We start from the raw sequence: 15,284 nt of genomic DNA, 5'->3' as shown, positions 1-15,284 counted from the left end.
AGGTAGGGCGTGGCCACGACATCAGCCACAAGACGCACACGAAGATTATTTCCAGTGTGCGGCTTAAGACGCTGAAATCACAGTCTTAAAGATCGCCTTGAGCTGATCTTGTGGCAACTGCGAGAGTAGCTGGGCGAGCGCTTGGGTGTCCGTCTCAATCTCGTCTACGATGACCGTTGTGGCACGGTTACCGGCGAGAGTTTCCTTCTTTTCCATGCGACCAATGACATCATCCAGCTCATCACCGAAGAGGTGCACATAGCGCTGGGTGACCAGCAGTGTTGCATGGCCTGCGAGCTTCTGGATGGCAGCAGCGTTCTCACCGTTAGAAGCAAGTCTTGAGCAGAACTCATGACGAAGGATATGCGGCACGAATTGCTTGTCGCTTTCCAGATTGAGCGCCTCCGAGAGACGACCCCAGTAATGCGCGACCGAGTTTTTGGAGAGGCTCGGAAACACCGCCTTGCCCTCGGTGTATTCGCGGCGACGATCAAAGACCGCCTGGGCACGAGCTGTCAGAGGCACGGTGCGGCTCTTGCCGGACTTGGTACGCTGCCCGGTTGCGCCCACACCCCAAACGGTCACACGGCCATTCTGGATGTCCTCGAAATGGAGAGATAAGACTTCGCTTTGGCGCATGCCGGTGTCCAGAGATAGGACGGTGTAATCGGCCATGTCTTGGTGCCCGATGCGATCAAAGAACGCGAGCGTCTTCTTCTCCTCGTCCGGTGTGAAGCGACGAACCCGGTGTTCGCTCTCCTTGTACTTGTTGCACTTCGGCTTTCGCTCGATGATGCCCAAGTCCTCGGCTTCTGAGAGGCATTTGGAAAGAGCCGCGACCTTCCGGTTCACTGTCCCCGGAGCGTTGCCAGCCGCCAGCAGCTTTGAACGAGCGCGGTCAACGTCAGCTTTCCCCAGTTTTGCGACTGGGAGATTTGCGCCGATCTCAGCAACGATAAGGTTCGCGTTGATGAGCTGCTTTGCACCCGAGGGCATTGGTGCCCAGTGGGTCTCATAAACGTGCTGGACCAGCTCCCCGAGCGTGTACGGGAGGTCTCCCCTACGCTTCGCGGCCTTCTCACCCATGTCGATCGGTTCGCCCCTGATGAGCTTCGCCTTACTGTCGAGTTCCCAAAGTTCTGCTTCGCTTTCTGTTGCGAAGCTGCGGCGGTGCCGAGCGCCTTTATGAGTTACGGTTCCTTCCCAAGAGGAACCACGTTTCTTCGCCATTTAGCTCTCCTTCAAGTTGACATGGGAATGCATCCGGCATACCGAGAAGCAGCCGCCCGCATGGTGAAATTGGTAAACACATCGCACTTAAAATGCGCCGCCTCTGGCTTGCCGGTTCAAGTCCGGCTGCGGGCACCAGCTACTTACTGAGGCCGCTTTGCGCGTCCACGGGTCGAGCTGGTTTCTTCCTTGGCCATTGCCTCTTCGTGCATACGCTCGATCTCAAGGCGAGCATCCGTTTCCTTATCGACCGAATATTCTGCATCGACGTTGCGGAGCAATTTCGTGATGAATGCCTTGCCGTGAGTTGTGAGGAATATCAGACGACGCCGGGGTTCCCGAGGGTCGATGACAGCTTCCACAAGGTCCAGCCCCGGCTTCCCGAGGCGATGGAATTTTGACATGGCAGAGACGTTGCGCGAGACCGAGGATTGAGACAGTCCGGTTCTCTTGCAGATATCGGCCATGGTGAGGCCCGGATAGAGAACGACCTGAAACAGAACGTCCGCTTGCTGCATCGGCATATCAGGGCTTAGGGTTCGGAGCATATTGATGACGCGAGACACTGTGAAAGCTGCATCGCGCTTGGTCGTTTCAGTAGTGGTCGTCACGGGGCCTCTCCTGTCATGTCGCCGGTGAAAATCTACCCGCTCATGGATAGACCGCCGAGAGGCCGTGTTGTCCAGCCCTTTTTTCCCGTGCTACCGACTTTTTTATAGAACCAACTCCAGATCGGGCATTAGGCCAGCCCGATCATCAATTATGCGCCGGAGCGTGAAAGCCGACCAGTTGGCCGGTCATGCAGTCGATGAAATAGACCAGCGTGAACCGCTTGCGGCGACGAACGCGCCACTTGCGGAAACGCCCCGATGCCGTGATGTCGTTCATGCGCCACCTCGGGCAAGCCGGTAGGCTGCATGAGCATCACCAAGGGGCGACATGGGGCATGTTGAGCGCCACCAAGCGAGAAATGGTGTTTGGGTCAATGTTGATCTCCGGGAATGGCAACCATCATCAGGCGGGGCATGCCAAGCCCCACGACCGACCCTAGGGAGCCGGTTTCGGTATCAGTTGGATTGTTTGGAGAACCAGACGGCGCACCCGAGGGTCAGCGCGCTCCAGCCCATGAAAAGCAGGAAGAGGCTGGCGTCGAATGTCATGCTGCGTCTGCCCCATACCGGGCCAACATGATCTCTTCCCGCCAATCGTCCTCGGCGCTGCAATAGGTCAAGTCTTGGTCCCAAAACGCGACATCCAGAATGTCACCGTCCGGCTGGATTTCGGGGAGTTGGACACCCCTTGCGGCGTACCATGCGCGGCGCTCGGCCAGATCGACCTTGATGATGTCCGTGTAGCCGGGACCGCCTTCCGCGTTGATCTCGTCCCAGTCTGGCGACTGTTCGACCACGAGGCCCGAGAGCGCGTCCACCTTGAACGTCCCATAGGTGCCGCGAAACTCAATAGTGGGTGACATTGGATTTCCTTTCGTGCGCTGCTCATCAGGCCCTAGGCGCGACCCTAGGACGACCGGAGGCCAGCCGAAGCGACACCCGGTTTCGCATTACTTTCCACATGTGGATTGATCTAGACACAGAAAACCGCCACGCCCTCGTCAAGCTCAACAGCGCTTGCAGAATGCCTGAGGTCGCGGGCGTATGCCTCGTAGTCGAAATACTGCGAAAGCGGGTGATCGGCCTTGATATCGTGGGCGCTCAGCATCTCGTCCGCCAGTTCCTCGGCGTAAGCGCGGAAGCTCTCGTGGACGCCAACGAAGTTGTTTCCCAGCTCTTCCTTAGCGTACTCAACCGAGCCGAAATGCGAGACGATAGCGGCCATGTCTTCGCCGGTCATGTCGTGCTCTTCGCAAAGCTCGACAAACGCGGCGATTTTATCAAGGCCGGGATATTCACCGAGAGAGGACGGAAGACCATCATAATCATGAATGGCCCATTCTTCGGCGCTGGGAACTTCACGAGAACCGCCATCGCAGACCGTGCAAAGCTCCAAGCGGCCTTCACAGTTGGGGCATTTCACCATGACGTTGGGAAACCGGCTTGCGCGCAGCATGGCGGAAACCTCTTCCTGCATCTCGTCAGTGTCAGAACTCGCATCGATCCACCGACCATGCAGAACGCCATTGTTATAACTCGCCAGACAAGCGGCATAGAAACGCATCTCTCACTCCTTCGCTATCGCCCTTGCGGGCATGTGAGGGTTTGAATAAGATGCAGGAGCTTCACAGCCTTTCGACTGTGAAGTCCCTTCGCTATAGGGTTATGAATAGGGCCAAGGTGATCGAGACCTTGGCCTTTTTCGTTCTCCAGCGAAGAGTGATTGCCCATGTGATCATGGCTAATCCCTCCTGCATTGTGGGGCTGTATCGTCGCCCCTTCCGGCTAGATCAGCGGGGCCACCCGCCTTACCTATTCCGCTAGCTCATCAGGCCCTAGGCGCGACCCTAGGACGACCGAGGACGCCCCCCGGTTTCGCTTAGTTATGCGATGGTGGTTAGATCAGGACATAGGAGTGGCGAATAGTGACCCCATGGCCCTCCCCTTCAAGTCCACCATGTCCAGCCGTAAGGCCAGCTTCGGGAAATGTTTATCTCCCCACCAGCCAGACCGTTGAACCGCTGGCCAGTATCTCGCCGGAATGTGTTGAGTGACTGCCTCAAAGTCTGGAACGTCCATCAGCCCCCTACAGGCACTCGCGGGAACCCGGTCGAGAAGCTCCTGGGCCAGGGCCTCGTGAAGGTTCTTCATGATTTCGCTGAGATTGGTCATCGCAGTATCCATGCTTTGATTTCCTCCGAGAACGTGCCGATAGCTGCGGCCAACAGAACCCAGCCCCACCGGATGGAGGACAGGATGCCGACTTGTCGTTCTCTTTGGTTTTCGAGTTGCGTGATGCGCGTGTCGTGATCGTCAATGAGTGTGTCGTGATCATCAATGCGCTTGTTGATGCCGCCCTGCTGGGAGAGCAAAGTGTCTACCTTGCCCTCCAGCCGTCCGAACATCAGATAGAAGTTCTGAGTGTCGTCCATTGGTCCTGCTATTTGATCTGAGAGGCCCATAGCCAAAGGTCATTGAACTGCTCCATCGGAATACCCTGCATCACCCGGAAGGTTTCCACTGCGGGGCTAAGTCGCTCGTAGCCGTTCAACGGTGGCTCGGTGAGTTCAATGCGGAGGATTTCAGCTTGCTCTTCATCCTCGATATCATTGAGGGAAGACAGCACGGCGTCTTTTCTCACGCCGATGCTGAGAGCAGCAAGCCATAACTGCCTACCAGAAATGTTCGGGAGGCCCATGTCTACCGAAGGTTCATCACCGGGGCTTTCCATGGGGGGTGCATCAACTAAGTGGAACCCGCCTTTGATGGTCACAGCTTTACCAGCCGTGAAACCAGCAATAGCGTTCTGATACTGCTCCCAAGTAATTTCGACGGCACCGACTTGGGGGTCGGTCGCAACACCGCCTTCGAATGCGTATGGCATTATTTAATCCTCATTACGTAATCGACACCAAAGTTGCGCGGGCGAGTTTCTTCATCACCTGCGTATTGGATCGAGATGCCCGTGGTTGCCCCCCACGTATTACCGAAAGAAAAGACGGCGGGAGGCTGATCGACTGAGGTTGACCGGCCCGTAGAGGCCGTGCCGTTCTGAACACCACCGTGGGCGTGTCCTGGGTCGTTGACGCCGTGGTTGTGTGACTGCACTGCGAAGTATTGATGAGCGCCGCCGTTGCCCGGACGCAAGAATGCGCGGGACGTGTTGATCAATTGAACCTGCCTGCCATTGAATGGAGAACCGGCCAAGTTGATGATGGCGGCAGCGCTGATTGCGGGCCAACTTCCCGTAACTGCCTCCGAAGTGAGTACGCCGTTGTTGTATCCGCCCGAGCCTGTCTGCCCCGCAGTAAGGATGATGTAGCGATAGCGCGGGTTGTTGGTCGGCGGATACGCGGTCCCGGCAATGCCCATGCTTGCGGGGATAGGGACACCTAGCGGCTGTGTCGCCCACGGGTCATCAACAATTGCCGCGAGAGCGTCCAGCTGAGCCTTGGTCGCAGCATCAGCCTTCGCGGGATATCTCGCATCAGCTTGAGACTTTGTGTAGTAGCTCGACGGGTCGAACAAGGCAGCATCTTCCGCCGACTTCTTGGCGGCAGCAGCGGACGCAGCGGAAGCTTCCCGGTCCAAGCCAGTCTGCACCCTATCGGCAGCCGTAGCGGCACGATCAAGCTGCGTCTGGTTCTTGTTTGCGAGGGCATTGGCTTCCGACTGAGCGGCAGCGGTGGCCGAACCAGCAGCGGCATTCTTGGATGCCAGGGCGGCGGCGGCACGACTGTCTGAAAAGGCCGCAGAAGCTTCCGACTGTGCAGCCGAGGTCGCAGCATCGAGAGCCTTTTGCGTTGCGAGGACCAGTTGGGAGGACATAGCAGTCTCAGCCCAAAGCTTTGTCACGGCGTCTTGGGCACTGACAGGGTTTGCAAGGCTTGTAATGCGGCGGTTGAGCGCCGAGAACTGTCCGTCCTCAGTGACAGCCATGGATGCCGCGCCTTGATCGAACGCTTCCTGAGCAAGAAAGAACGACTGGAGGGTCGAGGTGTTGAGGTCCGACTGGACCAGAGTGGAGCCATCGGTGAACGTAACGAGACGGTCCACCCTTGGCGTCACCCTTCGTACCTCCACAACGGAACCCGAGGGAGGAGCCGTGGTCGTCTGGAGGCGGTAGGTATCGATCCACGAGAACGGCACAAGGACGCCATCGACCCGCACCGTAACGTGCGCTTTCGAGAGATATTCGCAAGGAACATCGAAGAGGCGGTTGCTGCCATCACCCGAGGAGTGGGCATATGAGAGAGGCATTGCATTCTCCAAAAACGAAGAAAGCCCCCGCCACTGTTATGTGACGAGGGCCGAAAGGTTTGATCGGGTGCAGTTATTTCTTCGGTGACCACTCCGGGAGCGGACTGATCATCGTTGAGAGGAGCTGCGAAATTCCATTGAGGTTCTGGAACGGAAGGATGCGGGCAAGGTTTCTGGCATCTGCCTGCGAGAACCGCTTGCCGTGCGCTTGCTGACCGAAGACGCTGAGAGCCTTGATACCGCTGGATGCCAAATCGGCCGATGGGTTTCCGAAGATTGCATCCGACCCCAGCTCGGTAGCCGCAGCCGTAGCAATGGGCGTGACCGTCCGAGTACCGGCCAAGGTTGGGCAACTGCTCGGAATATGTTCCGGGCATCTTGATTGGCAGGTAGATCCAGAACATCATCTCGGAAGTGTCGAGCTTCATTTCGCCCAAGTCTTTCGGGGCTGCGCCGTATATTGCGGGCGTTAGGTTCGTCATTCGCATTTCCTATTTGTCAGGTGCGCTTGACCAGACGAAAGCCAGCCCGAACCTGGGCGACTGTCTGGTTCAACATGCGCTGTGCGTTTTGGATGTTGAGTGCTGCTTGGTGACCGGGCTTACTCGCCAGCTCTTCCCGATGGAGGGATAAGGTGCGGCACCATGAGGAGACTGTGTTCAGCGTGATCTCAGGAGGCGTCACTTTTGAACGCCCCCGCGATCTTCTGGAGGAGTGAACGCTTGGGTGGTCGCTTCTGGAAATACTCGCCGTGTGGTCCGCATTTCCCGACTATCTCCCTGGCATCCCGGCAGTCGGGATACGTGGCACCGAGAACGGGGTCTGCCTTCTCGACCTGATGGTGAGTGCATACGAACCCGTACTCGGCTTTAGCGAACCGGCAGTCCACACAAGGATTGTAGACGCGGCTCATGCTCGATGAGCCTTGGCCAGCGCGGCAACATCGTAGCCCTGCTCACGGAGTTCCGTGGCCATTGCGAAGCTGACATTACGGCCAGACTTCCAGAGCACGATTGCCTTGCCGAGGGTGGACTGCATTTCATTGACGTTGGTGGTCATGGGGAAAATCCTTGTCGATTTGTGAGGATTGCTATGGTGAGGGGCAATCACCGTCGCAAATGTTTCCACTAGTGGATTGATCAGGCGAAAAAGAAAGCGCTCTCAAGGACTTGAGACAAATCCAGGGAGCCTTTTTCAGGGAGCGGAGGAAGCTGGGTTCCTTCGGGGAGCATGGCCGTAATCTCTCGGCCAAACTCAGCAAGGACATCGTGGTCACCGTACATTTTGACGAACTCTTCCCGGAGGAATTGAGCCATCGCCCAGGCGTTACCCGCGTGGGTTCCGTAGCTGTCATGGATGAGCGAGAACGAACGGATACCTTCGTCGTGGCATCGGGAAACGGTGAGCTGCATATGCGCCGCGTCCATTGAGTGGACCCAGTTGGGCGAGATGCCGCTTCCTTGCTTGCGCTTGTCGATCTTCTTAGATGCAACGTCGATGGAGAGCTGGAGGCGCACCTTCTGGAACGTCAGCTCAAGCCGCTTCTGTTCGCTCGTGGTGTATTCCTGCATGACCTTGAGGCCAGCCGGGGTATTCCAGATGACGGGCAAGCTTTCCTTCGCCGCGATCTTGGCCACCTTCTGGAGCCAGTCCATGGCACCAGCAGCCGCGACCACGACTTCACCCACGCAATCCCAAATGAGGAGACCGAGGAAGGAAGCCGCAGCGAAGCCGGTGCCCTCGAAGGGGAACGCCTCGCCCGCTGCCTGTTTCCAGGGGGTGACCGTATCGGTGAACACCTGTTCCCGGAAGCCGAACTCAGATGCACCATAGGCGAGCGTCATGACTGGGCGCTTGGTCACCTTGCGGGTGATGCCATAGGCCAGCCACTTCCGAGCCATCGAGCCATCGCTTTCAACAACGATGGTCTTGTTCTCCTTCGTCTCCTTGTCCTTTACTTCCTTGGTGGTCGTGTCTTCCGGGCATGCCGCAGCGATATCACGGAGCTTCGCGATGAGGACCGAAGCGACCGTGGCATAGATATCGTTGGGCTTGTCGCTGGGGACGAGGTTGACTGCTGCCCCGCCGATCTCGTCTAGGAGCATGGCCGAGAAGTTTTGGAGGCCGTTGCATGTGCCGTCCATCTGTACCGGCAGGTGCGAATGAAAGGCGAAGCCCTCGGCAACGTAGCCCTGCCACTCGAAGCAGAACGCAAGCGCCTGCCATGGTTTCTCTGCGGTCAACCAGAAGCGGTTGTCGTAGGGGTTCTCAGCGGACGCGAGGATTTCCCTCTGGTTCGCCATGACCCACTCGACACGCTCATTCATCGAGCATTTGTCCACGCCCCAAAGACCAGCGCCGTGAATGGCCAGCCAGTCAGCTCCCTCCTCGTTCGTGATCGGGACCGAGTTTGCGAACTGGAGGAGACCATGGGACGCATCGTCGCCCTGGGGATTAAGGAAGAGCGGGACAGCGTAGACGCGACCACGGAAGTCCATCTGATGCGGGAAGTAGAACTCCTCCTCATCCTTGAACCGAGTGGCAACGCCCAGCATGCGGGAGAAAGCCAGACGCTTGGAGACGGCACGGGCGTTCGCCTCGTAGATGGTGGTCCGCTCGGACTTCCAACGCGAGAACTCTTCGAGCTGCTCCGGCGACATGTCTTCCCTTTTCATTTCCGGGGCGAGCCACATGGGTTTCTCCGGGAGCGGCATATCATCAGCCTGGGGTATGCATGCGAGGGTGGATTGATTATCCCAAAGCGAAGCCATCACCTCATAGACGCGGTGATTGATTGACCAAGCCGTGTTCTGCATCGCGTTGATCGAGTGGTAGACCTTCGGCATATCCACGCTCTCAAGGTCCATCAGATACTGACGGTTGCCGGTCTTGATGAGCCTGAGGTTGCGAACCCTGCCCGACCAGTAGCCGCCTCGGAATGGAGAGGTCCACGGACGCGGTGGAACTAGGGTCGGAAGATAAACCGGAGATAACGGTGCAAGGCGGGAGTTCTCCGTGGCCAGCCAATCCAACGTTTCCTTGGTAGCGACCACGTAAATGTTGGTGTTGTGAGCGCCTTCCGATTGACGGACGATCTCAAAGAGGCCGGTCTGTTCCACGGCGATCTCGATCAGCTTCAAGCCGACCTTGGCTTTCACGTCTTGGCTCCAGTCCTGCCACTCGGCACCCTTATGCTTGGCATGCTTGGTCATGGCGCGCTTCTGGTGGACTGCGTTGTGTGTCTGCTCGCTGATCTTCTTCCTTGCGTATTCATAGGCGTCCTTGTCGTGACCCTTGAACGCATTGAAAAACAGCTCATCCTCGACCATCGCAGCGAGCCGGATGGACAGCGGCGTGAGCTTCATGCGCATGGAGACGTAATCGAAGAGGTTCCGCAGCGTGAGATGGGCAACCACGTCGAGGTCCGCATCTTTGAGATACGCCACGGCGGTATGCTTCTTCCCTGCCTTGCCTGAGCTTGCCTCGGCTAGAAATGCCTCAAGACCAGCGATCACTTGAGCGTGTGCATGGATGATCATGCGGCGCGAGGAGAGATTGGACGCCTCGGCGTTCTTCTCCCGGTTCTTTTCCAAGCCCTTCTCGAAGCGGGCGATGCCTGCCGAACGCATCTCTTCTTCAAGAGCGATCTGCTTTTCCCAAGCTTCATGCTCGGTCGGGAGGCATCCATGGGCGGCGAGAAAAAGTTCGTTAGTGGTGTCGAGTTCGATCAAGGGAAGAGCCTTCCAAAAGAAAAGGCCCGCCCTCGGAACACCTAAGTAAGTGAACCGGGGACTGGGCCTATGGTGAGGGGTTTTGTGAGATGCCTATGGTGAGGGGTAATCGGCGCACGGCTGATCATCCCTCTCGTTACGAAGGGGATGCCGTTGCCGTCTTTTCCTTAAGTGTGGGGTAATTGCCTGCGGTGCTGGCTCAGTAGGACGTCAAATTCCCGCATTTACGCCACAAGTCCTGCCACAGGCAGAGGAACCAACTATGCAAAAACACTATGTTATGCAGTAGTGGATAGATATAAGTCGTAAAAAAGGCGCAGAACTGCTAGGTTCCACGCCTCGTTATTCTGAAACTATCCACGGATGACTAGACTAAAGGTGATCTTTTAAGTCTGCTGCGTCTACCGATTTCGCCACGTCCGCATTACCGCGCCTTACGACCAAGGCACTGCAAAAGCCGTCATCCCCAGGGCGCCCGGCCAGACGGCCGATCCCAAACGCGACGGAGCCTCATCTACACAGGCAGGGCGGTTTCGGTCAACGGGGCCTCAGCCACACCAGGACTGATTTTTTACCGAGGCCGGATGCGCGAGCCCCTCCCGCACGAGCTGATCGGCAAAAGAAACACCCGAACGTGAAAGCCGTTTGCGTTCCAGGGCTTGTCCCCCAGCTTCGCCGGAGGACGCCACATCGAAGGTGCCGGCATTCAACATGTCGCGAAGCCTGACCTTTGCAATGAAACCACGCTGGCGCTCTTCCATGCAGCGCGCCCGGTCGATCTGCGGGACATCGATGCCGGCGAGCTGCATCTTCACGCCCTTCATCCAGAAAGTATTGCCATCGGCCACACAATTATTGAGGCCAGAGCGGCCGCAGAAGGCAAAGGCACCGCTTTTTTCGCCGAGCGAGATTTTTTCGACCGAGGGACGCGTTTCCGGCAGGATGCCGGCAACCTGGCTCGGCGGTGCGATGGATGGCATGGCGATCGGACGCGGCGGCACCGGGCCGTTGCCGGGCAGAACCGGCGATGCGGGACGAATGGATGCCACTTTCTCAGTGGTGACGGTGTCACGCCTGGCGGTTGTCGCGACTTTCGGGGAATTTGTGGCTGACGACGTCGCCTTCGCAGCATGCCGTTGCGGCAGAAGGCTGTCACGATATTCGTAAGCCTGAATGCCGCCGGCAACGACGCCCAGCATCAGCACCCAGGGCCAAACGCTGCCGCCGCTCGATTTCTTCGCCGTGCGGCGTCGTGCTGTCGATTTTCGGTTGCTCACGATCGGACTCCTTTCAACGGAGCCGCATTATCGGCCAAAGGAGTTTCCGAAAGGTTGGCATTTCAAAACAGCTGTGGATAAACCTTCAGCGGACCTGATCGAGCAGACGCTTGCATTCGAGCAGGTCGAACAGCGCTTCCTGCAACAGCGCCTGGTCGTCCTTGCCGATGCTAGACTTGCCGACCGATATTTCGGCATCGCTGTTGCCGCCACCGAAGCCGAAAAAACGGCCGCTCGGCCTGGCCTTCGGACGGCCAACGACCTCGTCCCCGTCCGGATCGACGACGCGCGGTTCGGCGACTTCCTTTTCACCGCTCGCCGCCATGATGGCTTCCATGGTTGCCAGATCGCCGGAAGCGATTGCCGCCACGAAACGGTTGCCATTGGTTTTCAGAAGCTTCTGCACACCCTTGATGGTGTAGCCATGGTCATAAAGAAGGTGACGGATGCCCTTCAGAAGGTCGATATCGTCAGGACGGTAATAACGGCGGCCCCCACCCCGTTTCATCGGCTTGATCTGCGGAAAGCGCGTTTCCCAGAAACGCAGCACATGCTGCGGCAGGTTCAGCTCATCCGCCACTTCACTGATCGTCCGAAACGCGTCGGGGCTTTTGTCCAAATTTCCACTCCCATCCGAACTGAGGCGCCATGCATCCGGTCGGACACTGAACGAGAACGCTTTACACTCACCGGTCAAATACCACGCGCAAGTCCATCAGACCCTCGCGCCGGCGCCATTGCGGCGAGATACAAATCACTAAAATTGATTATGATGTGAGTCGACCGGATTTCAACGGCTTGCACGTTGAAATTCAAGTATGTTCACAGGAAGAATGGATAAAAAGGCTTGCGATACGGCAAAAAGCGCGTGTCGCGGCGGCTTCAAGTCCGGCTTATACCCCGGCCTTCTGGCCCTTCTGCTTGGCCTTGCGGGCCGTATGGGCCTTGAGAATGCGCTGTTTCAGCACATTCGAAGCCTTGAAGGTCATGACACGGCGCGGCGAAATCGGAACTTCCTCACCCGTCTTCGGGTTACGGCCGATACGCTCGTTCTTTTCCCGGATCTGGAAAGTGGCGAAGGACGAAAGCTTGACCACCTCACCGCGGGTGATCGCGTTACAAATCTCGTCGATGATCGTTTCGACCAGTTCGGCGGATTCGGTGCGGGACAGCCCGACTTTACGAAACACAGATTCTGCAAGATCTGCGCGTGTCACTGTCTTCCCGGCCATTTTTCCCCACAAACCGTGTCTGAATTTTTCTCTAGGAGCCGCCGAGATTATTTCCCTTGTGGCGACCGGTCAAGGGATTGTTCCAGATTCATTTTAGGCTTTCGGCAATCAGTGCAAGGGCTTAGAGCAGCCGGTACCGTTTTGCCACAGGCTGGTGCCGCTTGGGGCCATCTGAGCGGGGCGTGAGCGCGAAAAACATAACCGATTTCGCGCCTGCCCCATCAGAGACGGGAACACGCCGTTACCAGCGCAGCAGCACTGCACCCCAGGTGAAACCTCCGCCCATGGCCTCCAGCATCACCAGATCGCCCTTCTTGATACGGCCGTCACTGGCCGCGACTGCAAGCGCCAGCGGAATGGATGCGGCCGAGGTATTGCCGTGTTTGTCGACGGTGATGACGACCTTTTCCGGATCGATATTGAGCTTCTTCGCCGATCCGTCGATAATGCGCTTGTTGGCCTGATGCGGAACGAGCCAGTCGAGATCGTCCGCCGTCGTGCCCGTCGCCTCGAAGGCCTGCTCGATGACGTCGGTGATCATGCCGACAGCATGCTTGAACACTTCCCGGCCTTCCATGCGCAGATGGCCGACCGTGCCAGTTGTGGAAGGTCCGCCATCGACGTAGAGCTTGTCCTTGTGCGAACCGTCGGAGCGCAGCTGCGAGGTGAGGATGCCGCGATCGCTGGAAGTGCCCTCGCCTTCGCCGGCCTCGATAACGAGTGCGCCAGCGCCATCACCGAACAGAACGCAGGTGGTGCGGTCCTTCCAGTCGAGAATGCGCGAGAATGTTTCGGCGCCTATCACCAGCACGCGCTTGGCCATTCCGCCGCGAATATAGAGATCGGCGGTCGCCACGGCGTAAACGAAACCGGAGCAGACGGCCTGCATGTCGAAGGCGAAACCGTGGGTCATGCCAAGACGGTTCTGTATGTTCACCGCTGTTGCCGGAAAGGTATTGTCCGGGGTCGAGGTGGCCAGAATGATGAGGTCGATATCGGCGGGCGTCAGACCGGCATTGTCGAGCGCCGCACGCGCCGCCGCCTCGCCGAGAGACGCGGTGGTTTCACCTTCGCCGGCGATATAGCGTTGCCTGATGCCGGTGCGCTGCACGATCCATTCATCGGAGGTCTCTACGACCCCTTCGATTTCACTGTTGGTCATGACACGCTTCGGCAGCGCTGCCCCGAAACCACGGACTATAGAGCGGATCATTCCCTTATTCCTCGTCAGCCACGAGAGCTTCGGGCGCCGGGGGCGGAAGCCGTCTTGCGTGGTAAATTTTCAGATCATTTTCAATTTTTGCCGTCAGGCCGTTATGAACCATGTCGTAGCCGACATCGACGGCGGAGGCAAAACCGATGGCATCCGTGCCGCCGTGACTCTTGATGACGATGCCGTTCAGGCCGAGAAATACGCCGCCATTGACCTTGCGCGGGTCCATCTTTTCCCTCAACACATCAAAGGCGCTTTTTGCGAGAATATAACCGATCTTGGCGAAGAAGCTGCGGGAGATCGCCTCACGCAGAAGCGTGGTGATCTGGCGCGCCGTGCCTTCGGCGGCTTTCAGCGCGATGTTGCCGGTGAACCCTTCCGTCACCACGACATCCACTGTGCCCTTGCCGATATCGTCGCCTTCGACGAAACCGCGATAATCGATGGTGCCGAGGTCGGCCTCGCGGATCAGGCGTCCGGCCTCACGCACCTCTTCCTGACCCTTGACCTCCTCGACGCCGACATTGAGCAGGCCGACGGTCGGACGGTCGATATCGAAAAGTGCGCGCGCCATGGCGCCGCCCATCAGGGCGAAATCGAGAAGCTGCTGGGAATCGGCGCCGATGGTGGCGCCAACATCCAGCACGATGCTTTCGCCCTTCAGCGTCGGCCAGATGCCGGCAATCGCCGGGCGTTCCACCCGCGCCATGGTGCGCAAACAGAATTTCGCCATGGCCATCAACGCGCCGGTATTGCCGGCGGAAACCGCAACATCCGCCTCGCCGAGCTTCACCGCCTCGATGGCGCGCCACATGCTGGAGACATAGCGGCCACGGCGAAGCGCCTGGCTCGGCTTTTCGTCCATGCTGACCGAGACTTCACAATCGTGAAAGACCGACTTTTCCCGAAGGGCGGGATATTGTGCCAGAATGGGGTCGCATTTGCTCTTCTGCCCGTAGAGCAGAAAAGTTACATCGTTGTGCCGTTCAAGCGCCTTGGCGGCACCGGGTATGGCAACATCTGGGCCGAAATCGCCACCCATGACGTCAATTGCAATTCTGATCACTCGTCCCTTATCCTTCTTGCCGCCAATCAAGCGGATTTCGCGCGAAAATACCTTTTCCGGCTCTTGTTACAATAAAATTATTTCAGCCCGGCTGGGCCATTCAGTCTTTTTTCCAATCTTTCAACACGGCAAAGGGCGATGGCGGCTTGTCATCGTCGGTCTGTTTTTCAGCCTTTCCGGCAAATTCCACGTCCGGCTTGCGCGGATAAGGGTCGATGGCAAGGGCCGCAAATTCGGCAACCACGGCACCGACATCGATGCTGTCGCCGGTGAACTGATCGGGAATATCAGGGCCATCAGGGTCGAGTACGATCTCGCCTTCTTCATTCGTCACCATCCGCGCCAGCTTCGATCCTTCCGGCACGAAAATATGCTCGACCGTCTCGTCGATCTTGCTGGACACCGGTTCCAGCGTGACGACGCAGGATTGAGTGACCGCCGCATGCACCTCGCCCTTGATCTTGATGCCATCCCTCTTCCAGCGGGTGACCTGCAGCTCCGCCTTCAGATATTCGACGGAGACCACATCCCAGAATTTCGCCAGCGCCTTCAGTTCCTCGGCACTGGCTTCGAGACCAATCCTGACCGGATTGGCGGAAATATGGCCTACCTTGACGGGATAGGAAAAAGGCAGGTCGTCATTTGCGGCGTGTCGCGCGTTCAT

Annotated in this window: 17 protein-coding genes, 1 tRNA gene and 2 other RNA genes; 1 reads left to right on the top strand and 19 read right to left on the bottom strand. The window is 57.9% G+C overall.

Annotation, left to right across the window (positions count from 1 at the left end; genetic code table 11):
- Positions 1-63 precede the first annotated feature (63 nt).
- Entirely contained in the window at positions 64-1,230 is a 1,167-nt protein-coding gene (locus ATU_RS05900; protein WP_010971461.1) for a tyrosine-type recombinase/integrase, read from the bottom strand.
- 54 nt (positions 1,231-1,284) lie between these two features.
- Between ATU_RS05900 and ATU_RS05895 the strand changes: the two genes are divergently transcribed.
- Positions 1,285-1,368: transfer RNA gene (locus ATU_RS05895), tRNA-Leu, on the top strand.
- A gap of 5 nt (positions 1,369-1,373) precedes the next feature.
- Here ATU_RS05895 and ATU_RS05890 read toward each other — a convergent pair.
- The 18 genes from ATU_RS05890 to ATU_RS05810 all read right to left on the bottom strand — a co-directional run bounded on the left by ATU_RS05890 (position 1,374) and on the right by ATU_RS05810 (position 15,284).
- Positions 1,374-1,841 (bottom strand): MarR family winged helix-turn-helix transcriptional regulator, encoded by a 468-nt coding sequence (locus ATU_RS05890; RefSeq protein WP_010971460.1) that lies wholly within the window; start codon positions 1,839-1,841, stop codon positions 1,374-1,376.
- Positions 1,842-1,986: 145 nt separating this feature from the next.
- Positions 1,987-2,118 (bottom strand): hypothetical protein, encoded by a 132-nt coding sequence (locus ATU_RS26890; RefSeq protein ID WP_266020336.1) that lies wholly within the window; start codon positions 2,116-2,118, stop codon positions 1,987-1,989.
- A gap of 268 nt (positions 2,119-2,386) precedes the next feature.
- Positions 2,387-2,704: a hypothetical protein gene (locus ATU_RS05885; protein WP_010971459.1), complete on the bottom strand. Its 318-nt coding sequence runs from the start codon at positions 2,702-2,704 to the stop codon at positions 2,387-2,389.
- A 12-nt stretch (positions 2,705-2,716) separates the two neighbouring features.
- Positions 2,717-2,792, bottom strand: an RNA gene (locus ATU_RS05880) — hammerhead ribozyme type II.
- 22 nt (positions 2,793-2,814) lie between these two features.
- The gene (locus ATU_RS05875) at positions 2,815-3,405 is read right to left on the bottom strand and encodes an antirestriction protein ArdA (RefSeq protein ID WP_010971458.1); all 591 of its coding nucleotides are present in this window, start codon (positions 3,403-3,405) and stop codon (positions 2,815-2,817) included.
- A 250-nt stretch (positions 3,406-3,655) separates the two neighbouring features.
- Positions 3,656-3,722, bottom strand: an RNA gene (locus tag ATU_RS05870) — hammerhead ribozyme type II.
- 21 nt (positions 3,723-3,743) lie between these two features.
- A complete protein-coding gene (locus tag ATU_RS05865) occupies positions 3,744-4,025 on the bottom strand; it encodes a hypothetical protein (protein ID WP_035256517.1) in 282 nt (93 codons plus the stop codon).
- Positions 4,010-4,273: a hypothetical protein gene (locus ATU_RS05860; RefSeq protein WP_010971457.1), complete on the bottom strand. Its 264-nt coding sequence runs from the start codon at positions 4,271-4,273 to the stop codon at positions 4,010-4,012. The genes ATU_RS05865 and ATU_RS05860 overlap by 16 nt, the downstream gene beginning before the upstream one ends.
- Positions 4,274-4,281: 8 nt before the next feature.
- Entirely contained in the window at positions 4,282-4,725 is a 444-nt protein-coding gene (locus ATU_RS05855) for a hypothetical protein (RefSeq protein WP_035256515.1), read from the bottom strand.
- Positions 4,725-6,101, bottom strand: a complete 1,377-nt coding sequence (locus ATU_RS05850; RefSeq protein WP_010971455.1) for a phage tail fiber domain-containing protein — start codon at positions 6,099-6,101, stop codon at positions 4,725-4,727. Before ATU_RS05850 ends, ATU_RS05855 begins: the two co-directional genes overlap by 1 nt.
- Positions 6,102-7,010: 909 nt before the next feature.
- Positions 7,011-7,160: a hypothetical protein gene (locus ATU_RS05845; protein WP_162180300.1), complete on the bottom strand. Its 150-nt coding sequence runs from the start codon at positions 7,158-7,160 to the stop codon at positions 7,011-7,013.
- 80 nt (positions 7,161-7,240) lie between these two features.
- Positions 7,241-9,832 carry a DNA-directed RNA polymerase gene (locus ATU_RS05840; RefSeq protein WP_010971451.1) on the bottom strand — a complete coding sequence of 864 codons (2,592 nt, stop codon included), beginning with the start codon at positions 9,830-9,832 and terminating at the stop codon, positions 7,241-7,243.
- Positions 9,833-10,380: 548 nt separating this feature from the next.
- Positions 10,381-11,109, bottom strand: coding sequence for a thermonuclease family protein (locus ATU_RS05835; RefSeq protein WP_010971450.1), 729 nt, complete (start codon positions 11,107-11,109; stop codon positions 10,381-10,383).
- Between the two features lie 85 nt (positions 11,110-11,194).
- Positions 11,195-11,728, bottom strand: coding sequence for a MerR family transcriptional regulator (locus ATU_RS05830; RefSeq protein WP_010971449.1), 534 nt, complete (start codon positions 11,726-11,728; stop codon positions 11,195-11,197).
- A gap of 274 nt (positions 11,729-12,002) precedes the next feature.
- Positions 12,003-12,341: an integration host factor subunit alpha gene (locus tag ATU_RS05825; protein ID WP_006312805.1), complete on the bottom strand. Its 339-nt coding sequence runs from the start codon at positions 12,339-12,341 to the stop codon at positions 12,003-12,005.
- 241 nt (positions 12,342-12,582) lie between these two features.
- A complete protein-coding gene (locus tag ATU_RS05820) occupies positions 12,583-13,554 on the bottom strand; it encodes a beta-ketoacyl-ACP synthase III (RefSeq protein WP_010971448.1) in 972 nt (323 codons plus the stop codon).
- Between the two features lie 4 nt (positions 13,555-13,558).
- On the bottom strand, positions 13,559-14,620 hold the full coding sequence (gene plsX, locus ATU_RS05815; RefSeq protein ID WP_006312806.1) for a phosphate acyltransferase PlsX: 1,062 nt from the start codon (positions 14,618-14,620) through the stop codon (positions 13,559-13,561).
- 100 nt (positions 14,621-14,720) lie between these two features.
- A complete protein-coding gene (locus ATU_RS05810) occupies positions 14,721-15,284 on the bottom strand; it encodes a YceD family protein (protein WP_010971447.1) in 564 nt (187 codons plus the stop codon).

Origin of the sequence: Agrobacterium fabrum str. C58, from assembly GCF_000092025.1 — a bacterium.
Classification (GTDB): domain Bacteria; phylum Pseudomonadota; class Alphaproteobacteria; order Rhizobiales; family Rhizobiaceae; genus Agrobacterium; species Agrobacterium fabrum.
Note: the sequence above shows the minus strand (reverse complement) of the source record. Positions and strands in the feature narration are given on the sequence as shown.